General features: G+C 38.6%; 20 protein-coding genes. 11 read left to right on the top strand and 9 right to left on the bottom strand.

The features are described 5' to 3' along the window. The first annotated feature begins 155 nt into the window (after positions 1–155). The 5 genes from CBM15_RS16435 to CBM15_RS16415 all read left to right on the top strand — a co-directional run bounded on the left by CBM15_RS16435 (position 156) and on the right by CBM15_RS16415 (position 4,852). Positions 156–1,658, top strand: a complete 1,503-nt coding sequence (locus tag CBM15_RS16435) for a coproporphyrinogen III oxidase (protein ID WP_087618331.1) — start codon at positions 156–158, stop codon at positions 1,656–1,658. 371 nt (positions 1,659–2,029) lie between these two features. Then, complete coding sequence (locus tag CBM15_RS16430) at positions 2,030–3,226, top strand: MBL fold metallo-hydrolase (RefSeq protein WP_087618330.1); 1,197 nt, start codon at positions 2,030–2,032, stop codon at positions 3,224–3,226. After that, positions 3,213–3,458, top strand: coding sequence for a DUF3006 domain-containing protein (locus CBM15_RS16425; protein WP_008406484.1), 246 nt, complete (start codon positions 3,213–3,215; stop codon positions 3,456–3,458). Before CBM15_RS16430 ends, CBM15_RS16425 begins: the two co-directional genes overlap by 14 nt. 124 nt (positions 3,459–3,582) lie before the next feature. Further along, complete coding sequence (locus CBM15_RS16420; RefSeq protein WP_087618329.1) at positions 3,583–4,371, top strand: HAD family hydrolase; 789 nt, start codon at positions 3,583–3,585, stop codon at positions 4,369–4,371. 106 nt (positions 4,372–4,477) lie between these two features. Continuing rightward, a complete protein-coding gene (locus CBM15_RS16415; protein ID WP_087618328.1) occupies positions 4,478–4,852 on the top strand; it encodes a DNA polymerase III subunit delta in 375 nt (124 codons plus the stop codon). 38 nt (positions 4,853–4,890) lie between these two features. Here CBM15_RS16415 and CBM15_RS16410 read toward each other — a convergent pair whose 3' ends face one another. Beyond that, on the bottom strand, positions 4,891–6,153 hold the full coding sequence (locus CBM15_RS16410) for a polysaccharide deacetylase family protein (RefSeq protein WP_087618327.1): 1,263 nt from the start codon (positions 6,151–6,153) through the stop codon (positions 4,891–4,893). 225 nt (positions 6,154–6,378) lie between these two features. Next, on the bottom strand, positions 6,379–8,004 hold the full coding sequence (gene serA / locus CBM15_RS16405; RefSeq protein WP_087618326.1) for a phosphoglycerate dehydrogenase: 1,626 nt from the start codon (positions 8,002–8,004) through the stop codon (positions 6,379–6,381). Positions 8,005–8,699: 695 nt separating this feature from the next. Between serA and CBM15_RS16400 the strand changes: the two genes are divergently transcribed. The 3 genes from CBM15_RS16400 to CBM15_RS16390 all read left to right on the top strand — a co-directional run bounded on the left by CBM15_RS16400 (position 8,700) and on the right by CBM15_RS16390 (position 12,532). Further along, the gene (locus CBM15_RS16400) at positions 8,700–10,385 is read left to right on the top strand and encodes an FAD-binding dehydrogenase (protein ID WP_087618325.1); all 1,686 of its coding nucleotides are present in this window, start codon (positions 8,700–8,702) and stop codon (positions 10,383–10,385) included. A gap of 67 nt (positions 10,386–10,452) precedes the next feature. Beyond that, positions 10,453–11,235: an enoyl-CoA hydratase gene (locus CBM15_RS16395; RefSeq protein WP_087618324.1), complete on the top strand. Its 783-nt coding sequence runs from the start codon at positions 10,453–10,455 to the stop codon at positions 11,233–11,235. Between the two features lie 127 nt (positions 11,236–11,362). After that, positions 11,363–12,532, top strand: a complete 1,170-nt coding sequence (locus tag CBM15_RS16390; protein ID WP_087618323.1) for a hypothetical protein — start codon at positions 11,363–11,365, stop codon at positions 12,530–12,532. A 135-nt stretch (positions 12,533–12,667) separates the two neighbouring features. Here the strand turns inward: CBM15_RS16390 and CBM15_RS16385 are convergent, their stop codons facing one another. Further along, positions 12,668–12,853, bottom strand: coding sequence for a YhzD family protein (locus CBM15_RS16385; protein WP_008406474.1), 186 nt, complete (start codon positions 12,851–12,853; stop codon positions 12,668–12,670). Between the two features lie 281 nt (positions 12,854–13,134). Here CBM15_RS16385 and yhaM point away from each other — a divergent pair, with 281 nt between their 5' ends. Continuing rightward, entirely contained in the window at positions 13,135–14,070 is a 936-nt protein-coding gene (yhaM, locus tag CBM15_RS16380) for a 3'-5' exoribonuclease YhaM (protein WP_008406472.1), read from the top strand. Positions 14,071–14,259: 189 nt separating this feature from the next. Here yhaM and serC read toward each other — a convergent pair whose 3' ends face one another. Then, positions 14,260–15,357 (bottom strand): 3-phosphoserine/phosphohydroxythreonine transaminase, encoded by a 1,098-nt coding sequence (serC, locus tag CBM15_RS16375; protein ID WP_087618322.1) that lies wholly within the window; start codon positions 15,355–15,357, stop codon positions 14,260–14,262. 251 nt (positions 15,358–15,608) lie between these two features. Between serC and CBM15_RS16370 the strand changes: the two genes are divergently transcribed. Beyond that, entirely contained in the window at positions 15,609–15,944 is a 336-nt protein-coding gene (locus CBM15_RS16370) for a zinc ribbon domain-containing protein YjdM (protein WP_008406469.1), read from the top strand. A 153-nt stretch (positions 15,945–16,097) separates the two neighbouring features. On the opposite strand, the gene CBM15_RS16365 is transcribed toward CBM15_RS16370, so the two are convergent. Continuing rightward, entirely contained in the window at positions 16,098–16,946 is an 849-nt protein-coding gene (locus CBM15_RS16365) for a peptidylprolyl isomerase (protein WP_087618321.1), read from the bottom strand. A 147-nt stretch (positions 16,947–17,093) separates the two neighbouring features. Here CBM15_RS16365 and CBM15_RS16360 point away from each other — a divergent pair, with 147 nt between their 5' ends. Continuing rightward, positions 17,094–17,198 (top strand): YjcZ family sporulation protein, encoded by a 105-nt coding sequence (locus CBM15_RS16360; protein WP_081483416.1) that lies wholly within the window; start codon positions 17,094–17,096, stop codon positions 17,196–17,198. A 97-nt stretch (positions 17,199–17,295) separates the two neighbouring features. Here the strand turns inward: CBM15_RS16360 and CBM15_RS16355 are convergent, their stop codons facing one another. From CBM15_RS16355 to CBM15_RS16340, 4 genes are all read right to left on the bottom strand, one after another. Continuing rightward, complete coding sequence (locus CBM15_RS16355) at positions 17,296–17,481, bottom strand: hypothetical protein (RefSeq protein WP_008406465.1); 186 nt, start codon at positions 17,479–17,481, stop codon at positions 17,296–17,298. Positions 17,482–17,514: 33 nt separating this feature from the next. After that, complete coding sequence (locus CBM15_RS16350) at positions 17,515–18,054, bottom strand: DUF3267 domain-containing protein (protein ID WP_087618320.1); 540 nt, start codon at positions 18,052–18,054, stop codon at positions 17,515–17,517. A gap of 139 nt (positions 18,055–18,193) precedes the next feature. Continuing rightward, on the bottom strand, positions 18,194–18,757 hold the full coding sequence (locus CBM15_RS16345; RefSeq protein ID WP_173364531.1) for an HTH-type transcriptional regulator Hpr: 564 nt from the start codon (positions 18,755–18,757) through the stop codon (positions 18,194–18,196). Positions 18,758–18,941: 184 nt separating this feature from the next. After that, positions 18,942–19,310, bottom strand: a complete 369-nt coding sequence (locus CBM15_RS16340; RefSeq protein WP_087618319.1) for a YtxH domain-containing protein — start codon at positions 19,308–19,310, stop codon at positions 18,942–18,944. Between the last annotated feature and the right edge of the window lie 30 nt (positions 19,311–19,340).

The raw sequence follows: 19,340 nt of genomic DNA, 5'->3' as shown, positions 1-19,340 counted from the left end.
TCACACTATGTGTGGCTCCTTTTTATTTTGAGGATAATGAGGGCAATATCCCAATTAAATTTACTAACAATAAACATGTTTTTTTTCTTCTACCTTAATATTTGTTACAATGAGATAGATTTTATATTTAATATCATAAGAAGGTAGAGAATAACATGAAAACGATTCATATTAATGAGCAGTTCAAAGAAGACTGGACACGTGTTCTTAATCATATAGCCAATTTATTTTACGAGGATTCCGTTATTCAAATCGGGCAGGACGGTTCGGATATGTCGATTGAGTTTAACAAGTCTATCGATGAAAATTTTACGATTTCCACATTTGCCAAGCTTAACGTCGAGGGCCAGGAATATACAAGCGACTATTCGATTAAGTATTCGACAGAAGGTACGGAAAAAGAGCAAAACATTCGCATGAAGCGGGCACTGTCACATGTCATGCTTGATGTACTTGAACAATATTCCGGTATGACTCAGCAGTGGGGTATTTTAACAGGGGTACGTCCGACTAAGCTTTATCATAAATATCGCAAAGAAGGTATGAACGATGAGCAGATTGCCGCTGTACTGAAAGAGGACTACCGTATTTCAGATCAGAAAATCGCATTGATGAAGGCAATTGTTGAGCGTCAACTTACGGTTATTCCGGATTTGGACGAGCTTGGAAAGGAAATTTCTATTTATATTGGGGTTCCGTTTTGCCCGACAATGTGTGCTTATTGTACATTCCCGGCCTATGCGATCCAATCAAATCGTAAGGCGGGTCGTGTAGAAAAATTTATCGATGGCCTGCATATCGAATTGCGTGAAATGGGCAAATGGCTGACGGAAAAGAATATGCGCATTACTTCGATTTACTGGGGCGGGGGAACACCGACTTCAATAGAGGCACATGAAATGGATGCATTATATAAAACAATGTTCGATGCTTTCCCGAATCCAGAGTCCATTCGAGAAATTACTGTAGAAGCAGGGCGACCGGATACAATTACACCGGAAAAAATAGAAGTGCTGAAAAAATGGGGCATTGACCGCATTTCTGTAAATCCGCAAAGTTATACACAAGAAACATTGAAAGCAATCGGACGCCACCATACTGTAGAAGAAACAGTCGAGAAGTTTTGGCTATCACGCAATTCCGGTATGAATAATATCAATATGGATTTGATTATCGGCTTGCCCAACGAAGGTATCGAAGAATTCGAGCATTCATTAGCGGAATCGGCAAAAATGCAGCCTGAAAGTTTAACGGTGCATACACTTAGCTTTAAGCGAGCATCAGAAATGACGCGAAACAAAGATAAATATAAAGTAGCGGACCGTGATACAGTAGGGGAAATGATGCAGATGGCAACAGACTGGACAGCTGAAAACGGCTATGTTCCATATTACTTGTACCGCCAGAAAAATATTTTAGGAAACTTGGAAAACGTCGGCTATTGTAAACCGGAAGAAGAATCGATCTACAATATTGTCATTATGGAAGAAGTGCAAACAATTTTAGGTATTGGCTGCGGGGCTTCTTCAAAGTTCGTGCATCCAACGACCGGCAAAATTACACAGTTCCATAATCCGAAAGATCCAGCAGCGTATATCCTGACATTTGAAGAATCAATCGCGAAGAAAATCGCCATTTTAGATGAGCTTTATTCTTAATCGTTGACCATCATTTAACAGAGAATAATATAGAATTTAAAATTTGATTGAAAACGCTTAGTAATAAACGGATATTTAATAAAATTGATTGGGAATAGAGGGCGAGTGTAGCTGACGGCTACGCCTTTCGCTACAAGCAAGCTTCCTGCGGGAATAGCGTGACGCCTGAGGCTACAGGCTCAGGCCACGCCCGCGGAAAGCGTCCCGGAATGGAAATCAATTTTTACGCACAGCGAAAAAGTGCCATTTTTCTCCCGGAGAAAAATGGCACTTTTGGTTATGTCTCTGCTTTTTTCTGTGAAGGAGAGATTTTTATATTTAGATCAACTTGTGTAAACTAGTAAGAGAGTAATTGAAAAGGATTTGTAGCAATGAAAAAAATAATAGGACTGTTAATGTTCACATTACTATTCGTAGCTGGATGTACAGAAACAACCGAAGAAATATACAAAGAACCGCTAAAAGAAATGGCCGTCCACTTTATTGATGTAGGGCAGGGCGATTCCATTTTCATCGAAGCGCCAAACGGTAAGACGATGCTGATTGACGGAGGTGTAAAGGGTGCAGGTAAAGAAGTTGTAGCCTATTTAAAAGCACAAGGAGTCAAACGATTGGATTATGTAGTCGCTACACACCCGGATGCCGATCATATCGGCGGGCTGATTCCGGTGCTGAATTCTATCTCGATTAAGGAATTTATCGATTCCGGAAAAGTACATACGTCTCAAACATATGAAGAAATGCTAAGCCTGATTCAAGCGAAAAATATACGGTTTACAATCCCTAAAGCAGGCGATGAAATTCAGCTTGAAGATAATCTCACTATAGAAGTACTTGCTGCTGATGAAGCAGCTTCTGATAATAATGACGCTTCTATTGTACTGCGGGCGGAATACCAGAATATTTCGTTTTTATTAATGGGAGATGCCGACCATGGAGTAGAGCAGGAACTTTTACGGAAAGGAACGGATGTACAGGCAAGCATTTTAAAAGCAGGGCATCATGGGTCGAATACGAGCAGTTCGCCTGAATTCGTAGAAGCGGTGAGTCCACTAGCTACAATATTAAGCTATGGCCAGGACAATAAATACGGTCATCCGCATGCGGAAGTAATCGATATATTGCAACATGTAAATAGTGAAATTTATAGTACTGCAGAAGCAGGAACGATTGTGATCACAACAGATGGGGTAACATATGAAATAGATGCACAGCAGTGGACAGGTGTAGGTGCGACGAATTCGGCACCGTTAAAAGCTTCGACAAGCAACGGTAAAGTGGAGCTGATAAGCAAAGATGTGCATGAAGAAATTGTTGTGATTCAGAATAATAGTAGCGAGGCAGCTAATTTGGAAGGCTGGGAATTGATATCTGTTGAAGGGAATCAAATATTTAACTTTCCGGCTATTAATTTAGCGCCAGGGAAAAAGCTTTCGATTACGAGTGGGCCCAATGCAAAACCAGGTGCTTCCACACTTGAATGGTCGAAAAGACAAATATGGTTAAACAGCGGTGATGCAGCTCAATTAGTCAATGCGAAAGGGGAAGTTGTAAGTGAACTACAATAAATACACGCTAGACCGATTTGATGGGGAATACGCGATCTTTTTAAAACGCTCAAACGAAACGGAGCAGCTCCTGATCCATCATGCTGAAATTCCATCAGAGCTAAAAGAAGGCGATATTGTAAGTATTCAGGACGATGGTTTTGACTATAAGATTGAATTATTGAGAGAAGAAACGGCAAACCAAAAACAGCGTGTCAATAATCTGTTGCAGCAATTACGAAATAAGGAATAAAAGTTCTTCTCATTCTAAATTGAAATTATCCTCAAAAAGTTTGAAAAGTCAAAAAGTATCGGAAATTGTACGCTTTAGTATGGTAAAATATATGGGTACATATATTAATTTTAGGAGCGTAACAATGGCTATCAAAACAATTATTTTCGATTTGGATGATACATTATTATTCGATCAACTTTCGGTAAAAACGGCATTTGAAAAAACATGTGACTATGCTGCGACTAAGACAAACGTCAACTCTCAGCAATTGGAAGAGGCGATTAGATCAGCGGCACGCAGTCTTTATGAAAGTTACCCTACATATGACTACACAGTCTTAATCGGTATTAACCCATTTGAAGGTCTTTGGGGGACGTTTGATGATCCGACACCACAATTTCAGCAGATGAAAGAAATTGTGCCTGCGTATCGGGCTGAGGCTTGGACAAAAGGTTTAGCGGCAGTCGGAATTGAAGATGCAGCATTAGGCGCAGAGCTAGGGGAGCGTTTCGTAGAGGAACGTAAAAAAGCACCGTTTTTCTATGACGATACGTTTGCAGTATTGGATGAATTAAAAGGGAAATACGAGCTTGTTTTATTAACGAACGGTGCACCGAGCTTACAAAATTTAAAGTTGGAGATTACGCCGGAGATTGTACCTTATTTTGACCATATCATTATTTCAGGTGATTTTGGTAAGGGGAAACCGGATGCTTCTATTTTTGAATTTGTAATGGAAAAAGCACAGGTTACTAAAGATGAAGCTATAATGGTCGGCGATAATTTAATGACCGATATTTTAGGCTCGTCGCGTGTCGGTATGCGCAATGTTTGGATTAACCGCGAAAGTAAGCCGCACAATCCGGATATTGTCCCGACATATGAAGTAACTTCACTTACAGAGTTTTTACAGTTAGTGAAAACATTATAAACTAGCAGACGCACTTTAATTAAGTGCGTCTTTTGTATTAAATGAATGAATTTTCTAAAAATTCATGCTATAATAAGTGTATGAAAGGGATGAAAGAGGTTTTTTTATGGTAAATAATAATACTTGTCGCTGTGAAAGCTGCGGCCGCACAAACAACTTAGTTCAGATCAATCGGGTGACGATTGACCATCATACAGCATACATTTGTTTGGCATGTGAACATGTGCTTCATTTACCTGAAAACAAAAACCGATTTTTCAGCCTTGTACGCAGCAAAAACAGAAAACAGGCCAATCCTGAGATGCAAAGAGTACACCGTATACTGTCTGCATTTATTGCAGTTGGTGTCTTATTTTTTGTTGGGATTGCAGCATTAGGGGTAGCGCAAAGCACGGACCTTGTCACATTGCCACTTTTTGAAGCTGACTCCATTCTAATAAATGAGCACTTAAGCTTTTTACAATTAAAAGAATATCAATAAGTTAGGGACCTGTTGAAACATTCACCAGGTCCTTTTATTTATTTCCCTAACAGTTCGGAGACGGTCACAAATTCATAGCCTTGTTTTTGGAGTGTAGCGAGAATCTCATCCAATGCATCGGCAGTCGTCTGGTGAATATCATGCATTAATACGATACTGCCATTTTTTGCACCTTCTTTTACTGCAAGTACCGTTTTTTTCGGCTCACGATGCTTCCAGTCAAGTGTATCAATTGTCCACAGTACATTTGGAACATTTAATTGGTCAGTAATCGTTTCGTCATAGCTCCCATATGGCGGGCGGAAGACGGTTGCCCGTTGACCGATAGTCGATTTAATAATTGCATCGGTTGACTGGATTTGCTGCTTTATATCCTCTGGTTGCAATGTTGTCAGTTTTTCATGATTAAATGTATGATTGCCAATTTCATGGCCTGCGTTATAGACCGCTTTTAAAATTTCAGGATGTTCCTTCACCTCTTGCCCCACAACAAAAAATGTTGCCTTTGCATCGTATTTCTCCAAAGTTTTTAAAATTTGTTTTGTCACTTTTGGATGGGGTCCATCATCAAAGGTTAAGGCGATTTTCTTATCGGTTGCCGGTTTAGGAGTGACTGGTTTTACCGGTTTTTCTTTTTCAACAGGCGGTGTAATCAGTCCATTTGTCAGCACATAGCCTGATAATTTATCCGTTGTGACAAATGCCCAGCCTTTTAAATTTGTGAGCATTGTAACAGGGCTGTTTTTACGTAACACCCCGATTTCCTGACTTGAAGAACTAGCGATTTCCCTTACAACTAAATCGGCTGAACTTTTGACGATCATTGCTTTTGAAACAGGTTTTACAAGAGCCTGCTGATTTACAAAGCCGGCAAGCTTTCCGTATTTTACGAAAACAAAGTCGGCTGTTGCAGACCCGTAAAGCTCTACAATTGTATTTAAATGGAGTTTTCCTTTAATTTCGCTCTGTAGTTTATTCGTCACACGCACAAGTGGCTCTTCTTTCGCTTGTACGAGCATATATTGAGGGGATGCAGACTTTAAATATTCACTTGGAATATAGCCGATCACCGTTTTGTATTGGATTTCAGTCCATCCATCCGCTTCTGAAAGTACGATAACGGGCGTTGCTTTTGACAGAGTAATCAATTTTTTTTGTAACGTTTCATCGAATACTTCGGTCTCTTTTGTTGTGATTTTAATTGTGGCAGAAGGGGCTGCTGCATGGACACGCTCGTTATTTACTAGAGAAACACCAACGATACAGATAACAATTAATAAGAAATAAAGTATTTTTCTCAACTAAACTCTCCTTTTAGTTAAAAGTGAGCGAATAGAGTGAACTGTTGATGGGAATCGGGTAGGGTTCTTCACTTTCGCCAAGTTTTATGTAAGATTTTATCCGATCGAAGTTTCAAATAATAAGAGATAAAATCGTCCTTTAAACTTATGTATGCGAATTGAAAATATGTTAAAACAAAAAAACTACTGATGAACGAAATTTCCGTTCATCAGTAGCGGGAATAATTAAAGTGTAATGGCTTTTACTTCATCGATATTTTCAAGTTGTGCTACAAAAATTAAATCTTCTGTTGTTACTTCGTTATCAACGACAAGCATCATGACTGCAGAGCCGCCGATTTGATCGCGACCTACTTGCATTGTTGCGATATTAATATCTTTTTCAGCCAACTTAGTAGCAACACGGCCGATTGAACCCGGCTTATCTTGGTTTTTAATGTAAAGCAGGTTGCCGTTTGGAATGACATCAACTACGAAGCCTTCTACTTTAACGATGCGGGCACCAAGACCATTTAATAACGTACCAGCTACTGTATGTGTTTCTGTTTCTGTTACGATTTCAACCGTGATTAAATTTGTGAAGCCTTTAGCAGTTGTTGTTTTATGTTCATTAATTTGAATGCCGATACGCTCAGCCAAGTATCGTGCGTTTACGTCATTTACGTGAGAACCGTGGTTCGTTGAAAGCAGTCCTTTAATGGCATTTGCCGTTAATGGACGTACATCAAAGTTTGCAACTTCACCAGCATAAGAAATATTTAATTGTCTGATGCTTTCTTCAGTAACTTGAATTAAAAACTTACCAAGCTTTTCAGCTAATGCGAAGAACGGCTCTACTTCAGCAAGCTTTTCTTTCGGAATAGATGGCATGTTTACTGGGTTTGTTACAGTACCTGTTTTAAAGAATTTAATAATATCATTTGATACATCGACTGCTACTGATTCTTGTGCTTCTACTGTAGATGCACCTAAGTGAGGTGTTGCAATCACCTGTGGCAAAGTTAATAGTTTATGGTCTGTTGCAGGCTCTTGTACGAATACATCAAGTGCGGCACCTGCTACTTTGCCTTCAACAATCGCATCGTATAGATCATCTTCGTTAATGATTCCGCCGCGAGCACAGTTGATAATACGTACACCGTCTTTCATAATGGCAAAACGTTCTTTGTTAATGATGTTACGTGTTTCAGGTAAAAGTGGTGTATGAACCGTTACAAAGTCTGCTGCTGCACATACTTCGTCGACAGTACCTTTTGTAATACCTAATTCTTTTGCACGCTCTTCAGTTAAAAATGGGTCATAGGCGATTACGTCCATACGTTGACCTTTTGCACGGTAAGCCACTTCGGCACCGATACGGCCCATTCCGATAACACCTAATGTTTTGTTTTTAAGTTCAACCCCAACATAAGACTTACGATCCCATTTCCCATTTTTTAATGTGTTGAATGCTTGTGGTATAAAGCGGGCAAGAGATGTCATCATTGCAATTGTATGCTCAGCCGCAGAGTTCGTGTTCCCGTCTGGAGCGTTTACAACAATAATTCCGTGCTCTGTTGCGGCATTTAAATCGATGTTATCAACACCGACACCGGCACGCCCGATTAATTTCAGGTTTTTCGCTGCTTCAATGACTTCGCGTGTAACCGTTGTTTGAGAGCGGACAAGTAATACATCCACATCCGCAATACGAGCAATTAATTGTTCAGGTGCTAACCCTGTATCAACAATGATATTTAAATCTAATTCTGTTTCTTGACGAAGCGGAAAAATACCGTCATCACTTAATGGATCTGCAATAAATACATTAATTGTTTTTGTCGCCTTTTCGATTAATTGTGTCGCTGTCATAATAATCTCTCCTTAAAATTCACTATTATTTTTAAAAATATATACAAAAAAAGCCTTCCGTCCCTTACGAATAACGTAAGGGGCGAAAGGCATTCAATAAACAAATCGCGGTACCACCCTTATTCGTTGCCGACTAACAGAAAAAATAGTCATACAACCTTATCAATATGCGTAACGTGCATGGGACGGAATAACTTACTTGTGGTTTTCGGCTATTCTATTCAAGAGTGGAACGTATTTAGTGTATACACTGGTTCACACCGACCACCAGCTCTCTTTGCTATACAAAACTAAACAGTATGTCTCTATCACAATAGTTTGTCGTTTTTAAATTTGATAACATCATAAACCCGATTGTTCATCTTTGTCAACGAAATTTTCAAAATTAATAAATAATTAGTGAATTAATCAGCTAATATGTGGTTATTTTACGAACTATATTCCAAGTTATTGATTTTAATGTTCGTAAATGGCAAAAAGTATGAAAGCGCTAACGATATTGATTTGAAGGGATTTGTTTGAATTTACAGAAAAATTATGATTCAGCGGATTCATCGGAAAATAACGGTTTTACTATTTCGCTAAAATTTTGCCTTAATTTAAATTTTCGATGCTTTAAAGAAAAATTATTAGAAGGGGAAATAAAAAATAACACGAAATTGTATAACAGGTGCACTGACAAAGGGGGAGTAGAAATGCATTATGATGCAATTGTTATCGGAGCAGGGCTGGCAGGGTTAACTGCAGTTTGTCAGCTTATAGATGCGCAAAAAAAGGTATTGCTTGTTGATCAGGAGCCCGAAAATTCAATCGGGGGTCAGGCATTTTGGTCATTTGGGGGACTATTTTTAGTAGATACTCCTGAACAGAGACGGTTGGGTATAAAAGACAGTAAGGAACTCGCATGGCAAGATTGGCGCGGCTCTGCTGGATTCGACCGATTAGAGGATGAGGATTACTGGGCATATGAATGGGCAAAGGCCTATGTAGATTTTGCAGCGGGAGAAAAATATCAATGGCTAAAATCACAGGGCATTCAATTTTTCCCGGTTGTCGGCTGGGCGGAGCGTGGGGGTGCTTTAGCAGGCGGTCATGGGAATTCGGTTCCACGGTTTCATATCGTTTGGGGTACTGGGCCTGCAATTGTAGAAGCTTTTGCGAGTAAAGTATTACAAGCATCGGAAAGCGGGTTCATCGATTATTTGCCGCGCCACCAAGTAACGGATTTAATGACGGAGGATGGTGCGGTAACTGGTATTCAAGGTAATATTTTAGAAAACTGTATCATTCGCCGCGGGGAAGAAAGTTCCAGAGAAGTCATTGGCACATTTGAATATACGGCAGATGCAGTCGTAGTGGCTAGCGGTGGAATCGGAGCAAATTTAGAACTTGTCAAAGAAAATTGGCCATCACGACTAGGATTGCCACCAGAAAATATGGTGTCTGGCGTACCTGCATTTGTTGATGGGAAAATGCTCGAAATTACCGAGCGAGCAGGCGGGCGAATCGTCAATCGAGACCGTATGTGGCATTATACGGAAGGCCTGAAGAACTGGGATCCGATATGGAAAAACCATGGAATACGTATATTGCCTGGACCGTCATCGATGTGGTTTGATGCAAGAGGAGACCGGTTTAAAGCTCCAAACTTTCCTGGCTTTGATACACTCAGCACACTCGAAGCAATCCAAAAAACCGGATATGATTATTCCTGGTTTATTTTGACGGAAAAAATAATCGAAAAAGAATTTGCATTATCCGGTTCTGAGCAAAATATGGATTTGACAAATAAAAGTATAAAGGACGTGCTGAAGCGTGTTTTACCTGGGCCGCCTAAAGCTGTTCAGGCATTCAAAGAAAACGGGGAAGACTTTGTCATTGCAGAAAGTTTAAAAGATTTAGTCGATGGTATGAACAAACTGGCAGGCAATGACATGCTTGATTTTATGCACATTAAAGAGCAAATCTTGGCGCGCGACCGTGAAATCGACAATCCCTTTTCAAAAGATGCACAAATTAATGCATTGCATGGGGCGAGAAATTATATAGGGGATAAATTGATTCGTGCTGCCTCGCCTCACAAAATCTTGGACCCGAAAGCCGGGCCGTTAATTGCGGTACGTTTAAATATCCTTACACGGAAAACGTTAGGAGGATTACAAACCAACTTAAACGGGCAAGTACTAAATGATGAGGGAAACCCTGTTCAAGGCCTCTTTGCAGCAGGGGAAGTCAGTGGCTTTGGCGGGGGCGGCGTACATGGTTACCGTTCATTGGAAGGGACATTTTTAGGCGGTTGCTTATTTACAGGATTGAAGGTCGGTAAATATTTAGGCACTTTAAAGCCTGAACCGAACAAAGCCAAAGCGATAGAAGTATGAAAAATAAAGGAGATATGCAGGTATTTGTCGAAATGAATGATTATTCATAAATAAGGGGTGTATACAATTGAACTTTGAAACAATAAACTTGGAAATTGCGGAGCGAAAAGCAACATTAACATTAAATCGCCCGAATGCTATGAATGCAATGGATTTTACGATGATGCGCGAGCTGGCGGTTTGCTTTGAAGCGCTACATAATGAAAAGGATGTTCAAATTCTTATCATTAGAGGAGAAGGGAGAGTCTTCTCAGCGGGTGGCGATGTAAAGATGATGGTTTCATCAGACGACTTTTCTGATTTTGGAACGATTATGGAAGACATTTCACGTTTAGTGAAGGCTTACTATACACTTCCGATGATTACGATTGCACAAATTCATGGTGCTGCAGCTGGTTTAGGCTTCAGCCTGGCACTAGGAAGCGATATCATTGTTGCGGAGCAATCGAGTAAACTAGCGATGAACTTTATTGGAATCGGTTTGGTTCCGGACGGTGCTGGACACTTCTTTATGAAGGAACGTCTAGGGACACCAAAAGCGAAGCAAATGATATGGGAAGGAAAAGTGTTAAACGGGAATGAAGCGTTAGCATTAGGACTCATTGATTATAACGTGGAAGATGGTCAGGCATCTGTAACAGTGGACCAACTTGTAGGCAAGCTGCTGGCATCACCGATTTTGGCGATGATTGAAACAAAGCAGATTTTGCATAATTCGAATTTGCCTCTTTTAGAGAAAGTTTTGGAAGGCGAATCAGCAGGACAAGTGAAAATGCGCCAAACACAGGACCATTTAGAAGGAATTCAGGCGTTTGTCGGAAAGAGAATGCCGCAATTTGAAGGAAAATAGATACATGTCGGAGGAACCTAGTGAAACATCGCTGGCTCCTCCTTTTTTATTGGGCTATAAAATATTTACTGTACAACATTACCGAATGCTTATATGATAGTGAAAGACGAAAAATGGAGGTACCTTCATGGACCAAATTTGGCTATCAAATAACCGGCGACAAATTGTGCACAATGTGTATTGTCCCAATATAAATGATGCGATTGCAATTTGCGAAATTGAACTAAAACAGCTAGATCAGGAACAGAGTAATTATTTGGAAGTGCCTTTTGAGCAATATCATGAAATACATGCACATTTTAATAATAGCGATATTATTAAACAAGGTGCTTTCACATATGAGCAAGTCCGTCATATATTAGATGCTGGTAATATCCACAATCTAGTAATTGATGAAAGAGGTTGTATCGATTTTAAGAAAGAAATAATCGGAATGAGTACCGCAATTTCTTTCGCCCAAAGTAAATGGAATGGCGCAGAACGAAGTACCGCAGTTGAAAATGCAGTTCTGACAGGTCTAACAGTAATAGGAGAACCGTTTGCTGAAGAAATAATTGAAAAGCAAATCGATAACCTGAACATTGTGGACCATATAGAGCTGGATGAAGGTATTGCTAGTGCAGTAAAGAAAAACGGTGCCAAAGCAGTAGTGAAGAGGATGGCTAGTACGGCGACGAAAAAGGCGATGTACAGCTCTGTAATCGCTAAAAAAGCCATCACATTACTAAATGCAAATGTTGTAACAGGCGCCATCGTAACAGGTGTTATGTCGAGCGTTGATATTATCCGCGCGATTAAAAATCAGATGTCTCCGGCACAACTATTTAAAAATATTTCCAAAACGGCTGCAAGTGTTGCAGGAAGTATTATTGGTTTAATCGTTGGCGGAGGAATCGGCTTATCGATTCCGAATGTTAGTACAACGGTCATCAGTTTAATAGGCGGGATCGTCGGTCTTATTATAGGGAGTATATTGACGACAACTCTTGTCAAAAAAGTACTTGATCTATTTATAAAAGATGATGCGGTTAAAATGCTGGAAATTTTTAATGAGGAGCTTATCAATTTAGTAGAGCAATATTTGTTGAATGAAAAAGAGCTTCAACTAGTGTTAAGCGACTTTAATGAGATGTATAATATGCAGGAAGAGTTTCGGAAGATGTATGCAACAGAGGATCGTGTTGCCTATGCTAGAGCTATGATCGAAAAGGAATTGAATCGTATCGTTCGGTTGCGCATGTATTTGCAAGTGCCAACAAATGAAGAACTATATGGGGCAATAAAACGTTTAGTATAAAAAAGAGGTGCCCTGAATTTCAGGGCACCTTCTCATTTACCCCAAATTAACGGGGAGTAATTTATTTTTCTAGATAGCACAGCGGCAGAGGAAGGACCCCGCCGCACTGATGGAAGTTACACTTTATGTACGTTTTTAAACGTGGAATAAAATTAATTTACCAGATGAATTTACTAGTCGGTGAGTTTTTTCAGCAATACCTTTTTCTTCGATTTGCTTTTGACCTTCGATTTTTGCAGCGTCATCGTTTGCGAAATTCCACACTTCATCAAATAATGTTTCCCCAGTTTTTTCAAATGCAGTAAAACGATAATTCTCCATTTAAACCACCCTTTATAAGCAAGATAATATAATTATACTAGAAATTTTCCGATAATTCACGAAGCAGCTAACATAATTCGAGAAATATTTGCAGTTTATGAACGGTTCATGAACATTTTAATCCTTCAATATTTACCCGAATCTTTATTTTGTTAAACGCTATTTTGCGAAAAAATTTAGCATTCGTTAGCGGGAGTCGCAATTGATAGTCTTTTAAACGGTAAATAACGCATATACATGTTACAATAAATTGTAATAGAGTTATAAAGGGGCGATTACTTGTGAATGGAATTACAAAACTCCAACCTGGTGAACAAGTGGACCAATATTTATTGATTAAAGAAGCAAAAAAAGGTGTAACGACTGTCGGCAAGCCTTTTATGTCACTAATTTTACAGGATCGTAGCGGCGATATTGAAGCCAAGCTATGGGATACAAACGAGGAACATGAAAATTTATACCGTGCACAGGTGATTGTAAAAGTTGGGGGAGAGATTCACGACTACCGTGGGAAAAACCAACTGCGTGTGAAACAAATCCGACCTGCACGTGAAGAGGAAGGCGTTCAAATCAGCGATCTTTTGCCGACGTCTGCGGTACCAAAGGAACAATTATTTGAAGAGCTGACACAGTACTTCTTTCAAATTCAAAATCCGAATATCTCGCGTATTACACGCAATCTTACAAAAAAATATCAAGACCAAATACTGATTTACCCTGCAGCAACTAAAAATCACCATGACTATGCATCAGGCTTACTTGACCATGTTGTATCGATGCTTAAATTAAGTGAGGCGATTTGTGATCTATATCCTACATTAAACCGTGATTTACTGTATGCTGGGGTTATTTTACATGATATCGGTAAGGTGATTGAGCTGAGCGGTCCAGTAGGTACAATGTATACGGTGGAAGGCAACCTGCTTGGTCATATATCCATTATGGTCAATGAAATTGGTCAAGCTGCCAATGAGCTGAAAATCGAAGGAGAAGAAGTGATGCTGCTTAAGCATTTAGTATTGTCACATCACGGTAAAGAAGAGTGGGGCAGCCCGAAAAAGCCTATGATTCAAGAAGCGGAAATTTTACATTATATTGATAATATTGATGCGAAGATGAATATGCTGACTCGTGCCCTTGATAAAACAAAACCTGGTGAATTTACAGAGCGTCTATTCCCGTTAGATAACCGCTCATTCTACAAGCCGACGATTTAAGCTACCTCGGTTCCATCCTGTGGCTCACATTTTGTGACCAACAGGTGTTTGGCCCCGGTCCGAAGAAAAGCGTCCTCCGTAACGGAGAATAACGTCTACAAGACAGATATAAAAATAAGGCCGTTCAATTTTACTCAGCGTAAATTTGAACGGCCTTTAATTATGGGAAGGATTGTTTGGCTTTATTTGTTATTGATTATCCTGCTGAAATTTCACCATGAAATCAGCTAGGGCTTTGCATGTTTCAAGTGGGACCGCGTTGTAAGTAGATGCGCGGCAGCCTCCTACAGAACGGTGACCATTCAAACCGACAAACCCGGCTGTTTTTGCTTCAGCAAGGAATTTCTTCTCCAGCTCTTCATCTCCTACACGGAACGTAATGTTCATCAATGAACGAGAATCTTCAGTTGCATGCCCGTAGTAGAAACCATTGGAATTGTCGATCACATCATAAATATACTTCGCCTTTTCTTTATTACGCTGCTCGATTGCTTCTAAGCCACCTTCAGCTTTCACCCATTTCAATACTTCACCTAACATATAAATTCCGAAAGTAGGAGGGGTATTGTACAGCGAGTTATTTTTAGAATGTGTTGCGTATTTCAACATTGTCGGGATATTTGAATTTGCTTTTTCAAGAAACTCTTTGCGGATGATGACTACTGTTACACCTGAAGGGCCTAGGTTTTTCTGTGCGCCCGCATAAATCATGGCAAAATTTGATACATCAATTTTCTTCGATAAAATATCAGAAGACATGTCTGCAATTAATGGAAGATCCCCAGTAGTCGGGAACGTTTTCCATTGAGTACCAAAAATTGTATTGTTTGATGTTAAGTGAAGGTATGCAGCCTCTTCATCGATTTGGATCTCCGATAGAGCCGGGATATTTTTGTAGTTATTGCTTTTTGAGCTTGCTGCCTCTACAGGTGTCCCGAATAACTTCGCTTCTGCAAAGGCTTTTTCTGACCATGCCCCTGTTTGGATATAACTTGCCTGCTGTCCTTCTTTTAAGAAGTTCATTGGAATCATTGAAAATTGTAGGCTTGCTCCACCTTGTAAAAATAGTACTTCATAGTTTTCAGGGATATCATATAACTCGCGTAAATTTGCTATCGCTTCATTATGTACGCCTTCAAATTCAGCACTACGGTGACTTAATTCCATTACAGACATACCCGTACCTTTAAAATCTACTAGTTCTGCCTGTGCTTTTTGTAAAACTTCCAATGGTAATGCCGATGGACCAGCATTAAAGTTAAATGCGCGTTTTGTCGTTACTGTCAATGCAATCACTCCTGAATTTTAAAATTAGAATATATAAATTGATAATATACCCTTTCGGAACAAATATGTGAAAATTCTTGAAATTATTTTTCTAATAAACATAAAAGAGAAGAACCTATAGAAAATTTATAGATTTTTGTCACTAAGGAAATAGGAATGTTCGTGTTTAGAGCCATTTACTTGTATAACCTTGTTTAAAATAAGGATCTGTGCGAGTATAGAGGGGATGATAGACAGGGGGGTATATAAAAATGGAACAATTACCGAAATGCCCGGAATGCGGGTCTGAGTATACGTATGAAGATGGTCAGAATTATGTGTGCCCGGAATGTGCACATGAATGGTCTCAATCGGAGGAAACAGTGGAAGAAGGATTAGTCGTGCGCGATGCAAACGGTAATCTGTTAGCTGATGGGGATACCGTAACAGTTGTTAAGGATTTAAAAGTAAAGGGAAGCTCCTCTACATTAAAAATCGGAACACGTGTTAAAAACATTCGACTTGTAGAAGGCGACCACAATATTGATTGTAAAATTGACGGTTTCGGTGCAATGAAGCTGAAATCGGAATTTGTAAAGAAAAACTAAAAAATGCGAGGCCCGTTTGTGGGTCTCGCATTTTGTCCCGCATTAACGGGTAGTATATCTCGCGCCTCTAAATTTAAGCAAGGCGAAAAGGTCAGGCGGGAGATCGACTCCCCGTAAAAGCTCGATTGTTAGTTTCACTTTATATATCAACGATTATTCAGCTTTAATGCCTGAAAATGCGTCTTTTAAATCTTTGTCTTTTACTTTTACATCGGCTTCTTTAATTAACTCTGCCATTTTTGTGTTCCAATCAGCTTTTGTAGCTGCAATTGATTCACGGATTTCTTCTTTTTTGTCCTCAAGTTTACCGTAATCTTTAACATCACGTTTGTCAGTCACTTGAATGATGTGGAAACCGTGCTCAGATTGTACAGGCTCACTGATTTCATCGATTTCCAATGCATATGCAGCATCGTTGAATTCAGGCACCATTGTCCCAACTGTAAACCAACCTAAATCTCCGCCTTGTGCGCCAGAACCTGGGTCAGTTGAGAATTCTTTTGCTAATTTTGCAAAATCTTCACCGGCATCTAATTTAGCTTTGATTTCTTTTGCAGTCTCTTCATCTTCCACTAAAATGTGACGAGCGTTTAATTCTTTAGATGCTTGGTTGTAGTACTTTTCGATTTCCTTGTCTGTTACTTCAACATCTTTTAATGCTTTTTCTTGTAACAATGTGAATCGAATATTTGTTTTTAACGTTTCTTCCGTTAAATTGCTTTGTGCTAAAACAGCTTCATAGCTTTCACCATACTGCTCTTTTACACCTTTTAATTCTTCTTCGATTTCCTCATCTGTTACTTTATATTTATCGTTTAAAATCTGTTCAACTACTACTTGTTGCAGTAATTGATCACCAGCGATGTCCTTCATTGAATTATAAAATTCTTCTTGAGTGATATCGCCAACACTTGTTGATACTACAACTTCATCGCCTGGATTACTGCATGCAGCTAAACCGATTGAAGCAGCAACTGTTAATGCAAAAATGGTCTTTTTCATTTGAATACGCTCCTAACTTAACTTTAATGCAATTGTAACTATAACATAAACGATTTAAAAACAAAATGGTTGCATGTGTATAGTGCCTAAGTTTTGTAACAACAGGCGCATACGATATTGAGAGAAAGAGAGAAGGGAGGTGGCAATATGGGTGGCGGAGGTTACAATGGCGGCGGCTACGGCTCTGGCTTTGCTCTATTAGTTGTATTGTTTATCTTATTGATTATTGTTGGTGCAGCTTTCATCTACTAAGAAAGCAAGGTGTGTTAAAAGTCTTTACGGCTTTTAACACACCTTTTCCAATTATTGAAGTAAGTATGGACAAAAATCTATTTACATAAAAAATTCTTTAAACGGCTAGCAGTACTTCGACATACATGCTCACAAGTAAAATCGTAATTAGTACATTAATCGTACGGAAAATTTTTGGTTGTTTTTCTTCTGGAATTTCACGTCGACTGCATAAAGCGGCAGTCATTCGATTTATTTGGAATAAGTATATTACTGAGAATAAGATTACAATAAGTAGTAACAAATTTATTCCTCCCCTCTAAAGCATCATTAAAACCTAAATATTAATAGGAACTAAAATTTCATAACCTCTTGGTGTTTCTTCAATTATAGCATTGTTTGGTGCATACATTAAATTTTTCACATATAAAAAATCCATTAGACAAATACAAGAGTGAAAAGCGAGCAAACCACTAAAATAATGCGCATATTCAGGGAAATAAATGCCCCCGGCAATCAATGCTGAATTAATAACAATAAAAGGTGTCACAAGTGCGAAAATATAAGATTTTTTCGGAATACCGTTTTGCAGGCGCATCCGGACAACTGGCATGAAATGTTGAATCTTAAAACGAATGACCAGTGATTTTCTATGTTGAAGCAGAGCGAAATAATGTAATAATTTGTGCATAGGATAAATAAAAGGTATTACTAATAAAACTAACCATAAATGGCGATCGATATGCTTACCGTTAAAATTAAAACTAAATGCAATATATGAAAAGCAAAATACAAGGACGAAAAGAGTGATTGCCAATAGTACAAGTCTTCCCGTACCGTATTCGCGCTCAATGTTGATCGTTTTCCAACAATGCATGTGAGCCCTCCTAAAACATTATGGAAAAGGACGTATTATGCTTTTCCATTAACGAAACAATATTAAACATAAAACTAACTATAATCAATAAAAAAAGAAATGTCATCAATTAAAATCGGCGACATTTCTTCTGCAAATTTTATGAAGTTGTTGTGATTGATGGCTTTCCCTTGTCATCAATTGTTTCTTTGAAGTTAAAGAATGAACGTTCGAATATTTCGATGAAATCATCCCCGTAAATATTTCGGATAACGGCCATTACATCTAAAAACTCAGGGAATCGACCGTAAAGTTCTTTTAATGGCAATGCACCTGTTAAAATCGTATGTTCTGTATCGTGATAATGATCATACATACGTAAAATGAGTTCTGCGCCTTTATCAGTTAACTCCACATATGTATTACGCTTGTCTTCATCACGTTTTGAGAAAGTAAGTAATCCACGTTCTTCTAATTTTTTTGAAAAGTTGAAAGCGGTAGATACATGCATGACACCAAATTTAGCTACATCTGAAATGGAAGCACCTTTCAAATGATATGAAATCCATAAAATATGGTGTTCATTAATATTTAAATCAAAAGGTTTAATCCATGTTTGCCAATCTTTTTCGATAGCTTTCCATAGTGCTTTCGAAAGTTGTGCGACTCTTTGGCTAAATAACATAGCCTCTCTTTGCGAGTATAAATCTTCTGTCAAAGCAATCACCTTCTTCTTTCATTTAACATTTTAAAATTATTATAGCAATAAAAGAAAAGAGTTTAAAGTTAGAAAAATGGAATAATTCAACATTGGTTGATTTATGCTATAAAAAGATAAATTTGGGATTGAATTGACTGTTTTTGTTATTTTTATTGGTTCTAAAGTTATAGTGGTGAATTTGTATTCATTACTCGTTATTTCTAGTTGAAGGGATATTTTTCTCGATTTCACTTATAGAATTCTGTAATTTCTCTATTTCTTGTTTTAAATTTATTGCTTCCGGCTCTATCTGAGTTTTGAAATTTGCGAAATTATCCTTTAATTCATTTACTATACTAGGCATACTATTTTGGACTTCTGCCTTTAAAGTTGTGATCGATTGCTTCACATTATTTAGTTCGTATTGAACATCTTGAAGTTTGGATTTGGCGTTTTTCGTATTTTCCAACAGGTTTTGTCGTAAAGCCGTCCCAGATTGTGGTGCTGTAAATAAAATGACAGCTGCACCGCTAACGATACCTGTTGTAATACCTAGTAAAAATGATTTTGCTTTCATATTGTTAACCTCGCTTTATTTATATTTGTT

This window comes from Solibacillus kalamii, from assembly GCF_002174535.1.
Classification (GTDB): domain Bacteria; phylum Bacillota; class Bacilli; order Bacillales_A; family Planococcaceae; genus Solibacillus; species Solibacillus silvestris.
Note: the sequence above shows the minus strand (reverse complement) of the source record. Positions and strands in the feature narration are given on the sequence as shown.

Bases quoted from the DNA above. Each gene is read 5' to 3' on its own strand.
- CBM15_RS16435 (WP_087618331.1), top strand. From the start codon at position 156: ATGAAAACGATTCATATTAATGAGCAGTTCAAAGAAGACTGGACACGT.
- CBM15_RS16430 (WP_087618330.1), top strand. From the start codon at position 2,030: ATGAAAAAAATAATAGGACTGTTAATGTTCACATTACTATTCGTAGCT.
- CBM15_RS16420 (WP_087618329.1), top strand. From the start codon at position 3,583: ATGGCTATCAAAACAATTATTTTCGATTTGGATGATACATTATTATTC.
- CBM15_RS16415 (WP_087618328.1), top strand. From the start codon at position 4,478: ATGGTAAATAATAATACTTGTCGCTGTGAAAGCTGCGGCCGCACAAAC.
- serA (WP_087618326.1), bottom strand. From the start codon at position 8,004: ATGACAGCGACACAATTAATCGAAAAGGCGACAAAAACAATTAATGTA.
- CBM15_RS16400 (WP_087618325.1), top strand. From the start codon at position 8,700: ATGCATTATGATGCAATTGTTATCGGAGCAGGGCTGGCAGGGTTAACT.
- CBM15_RS16390 (WP_087618323.1), top strand. From the start codon at position 11,363: ATGGACCAAATTTGGCTATCAAATAACCGGCGACAAATTGTGCACAAT.
- CBM15_RS16385 (WP_008406474.1), bottom strand. From the start codon at position 12,853: ATGGAGAATTATCGTTTTACTGCATTTGAAAAAACTGGGGAAACATTA.
- CBM15_RS16370 (WP_008406469.1), top strand. From the start codon at position 15,609: ATGGAACAATTACCGAAATGCCCGGAATGCGGGTCTGAGTATACGTAT.
- CBM15_RS16365 (WP_087618321.1), bottom strand. From the start codon at position 16,946: ATGAAAAAGACCATTTTTGCATTAACAGTTGCTGCTTCAATCGGTTTA.
- CBM15_RS16360 (WP_081483416.1), top strand. From the start codon at position 17,094: ATGGGTGGCGGAGGTTACAATGGCGGCGGCTACGGCTCTGGCTTTGCT.
- CBM15_RS16350 (WP_087618320.1), bottom strand. From the start codon at position 18,054: ATGCATTGTTGGAAAACGATCAACATTGAGCGCGAATACGGTACGGGA.
- CBM15_RS16340 (WP_087618319.1), bottom strand. From the start codon at position 19,310: ATGAAAGCAAAATCATTTTTACTAGGTATTACAACAGGTATCGTTAGC.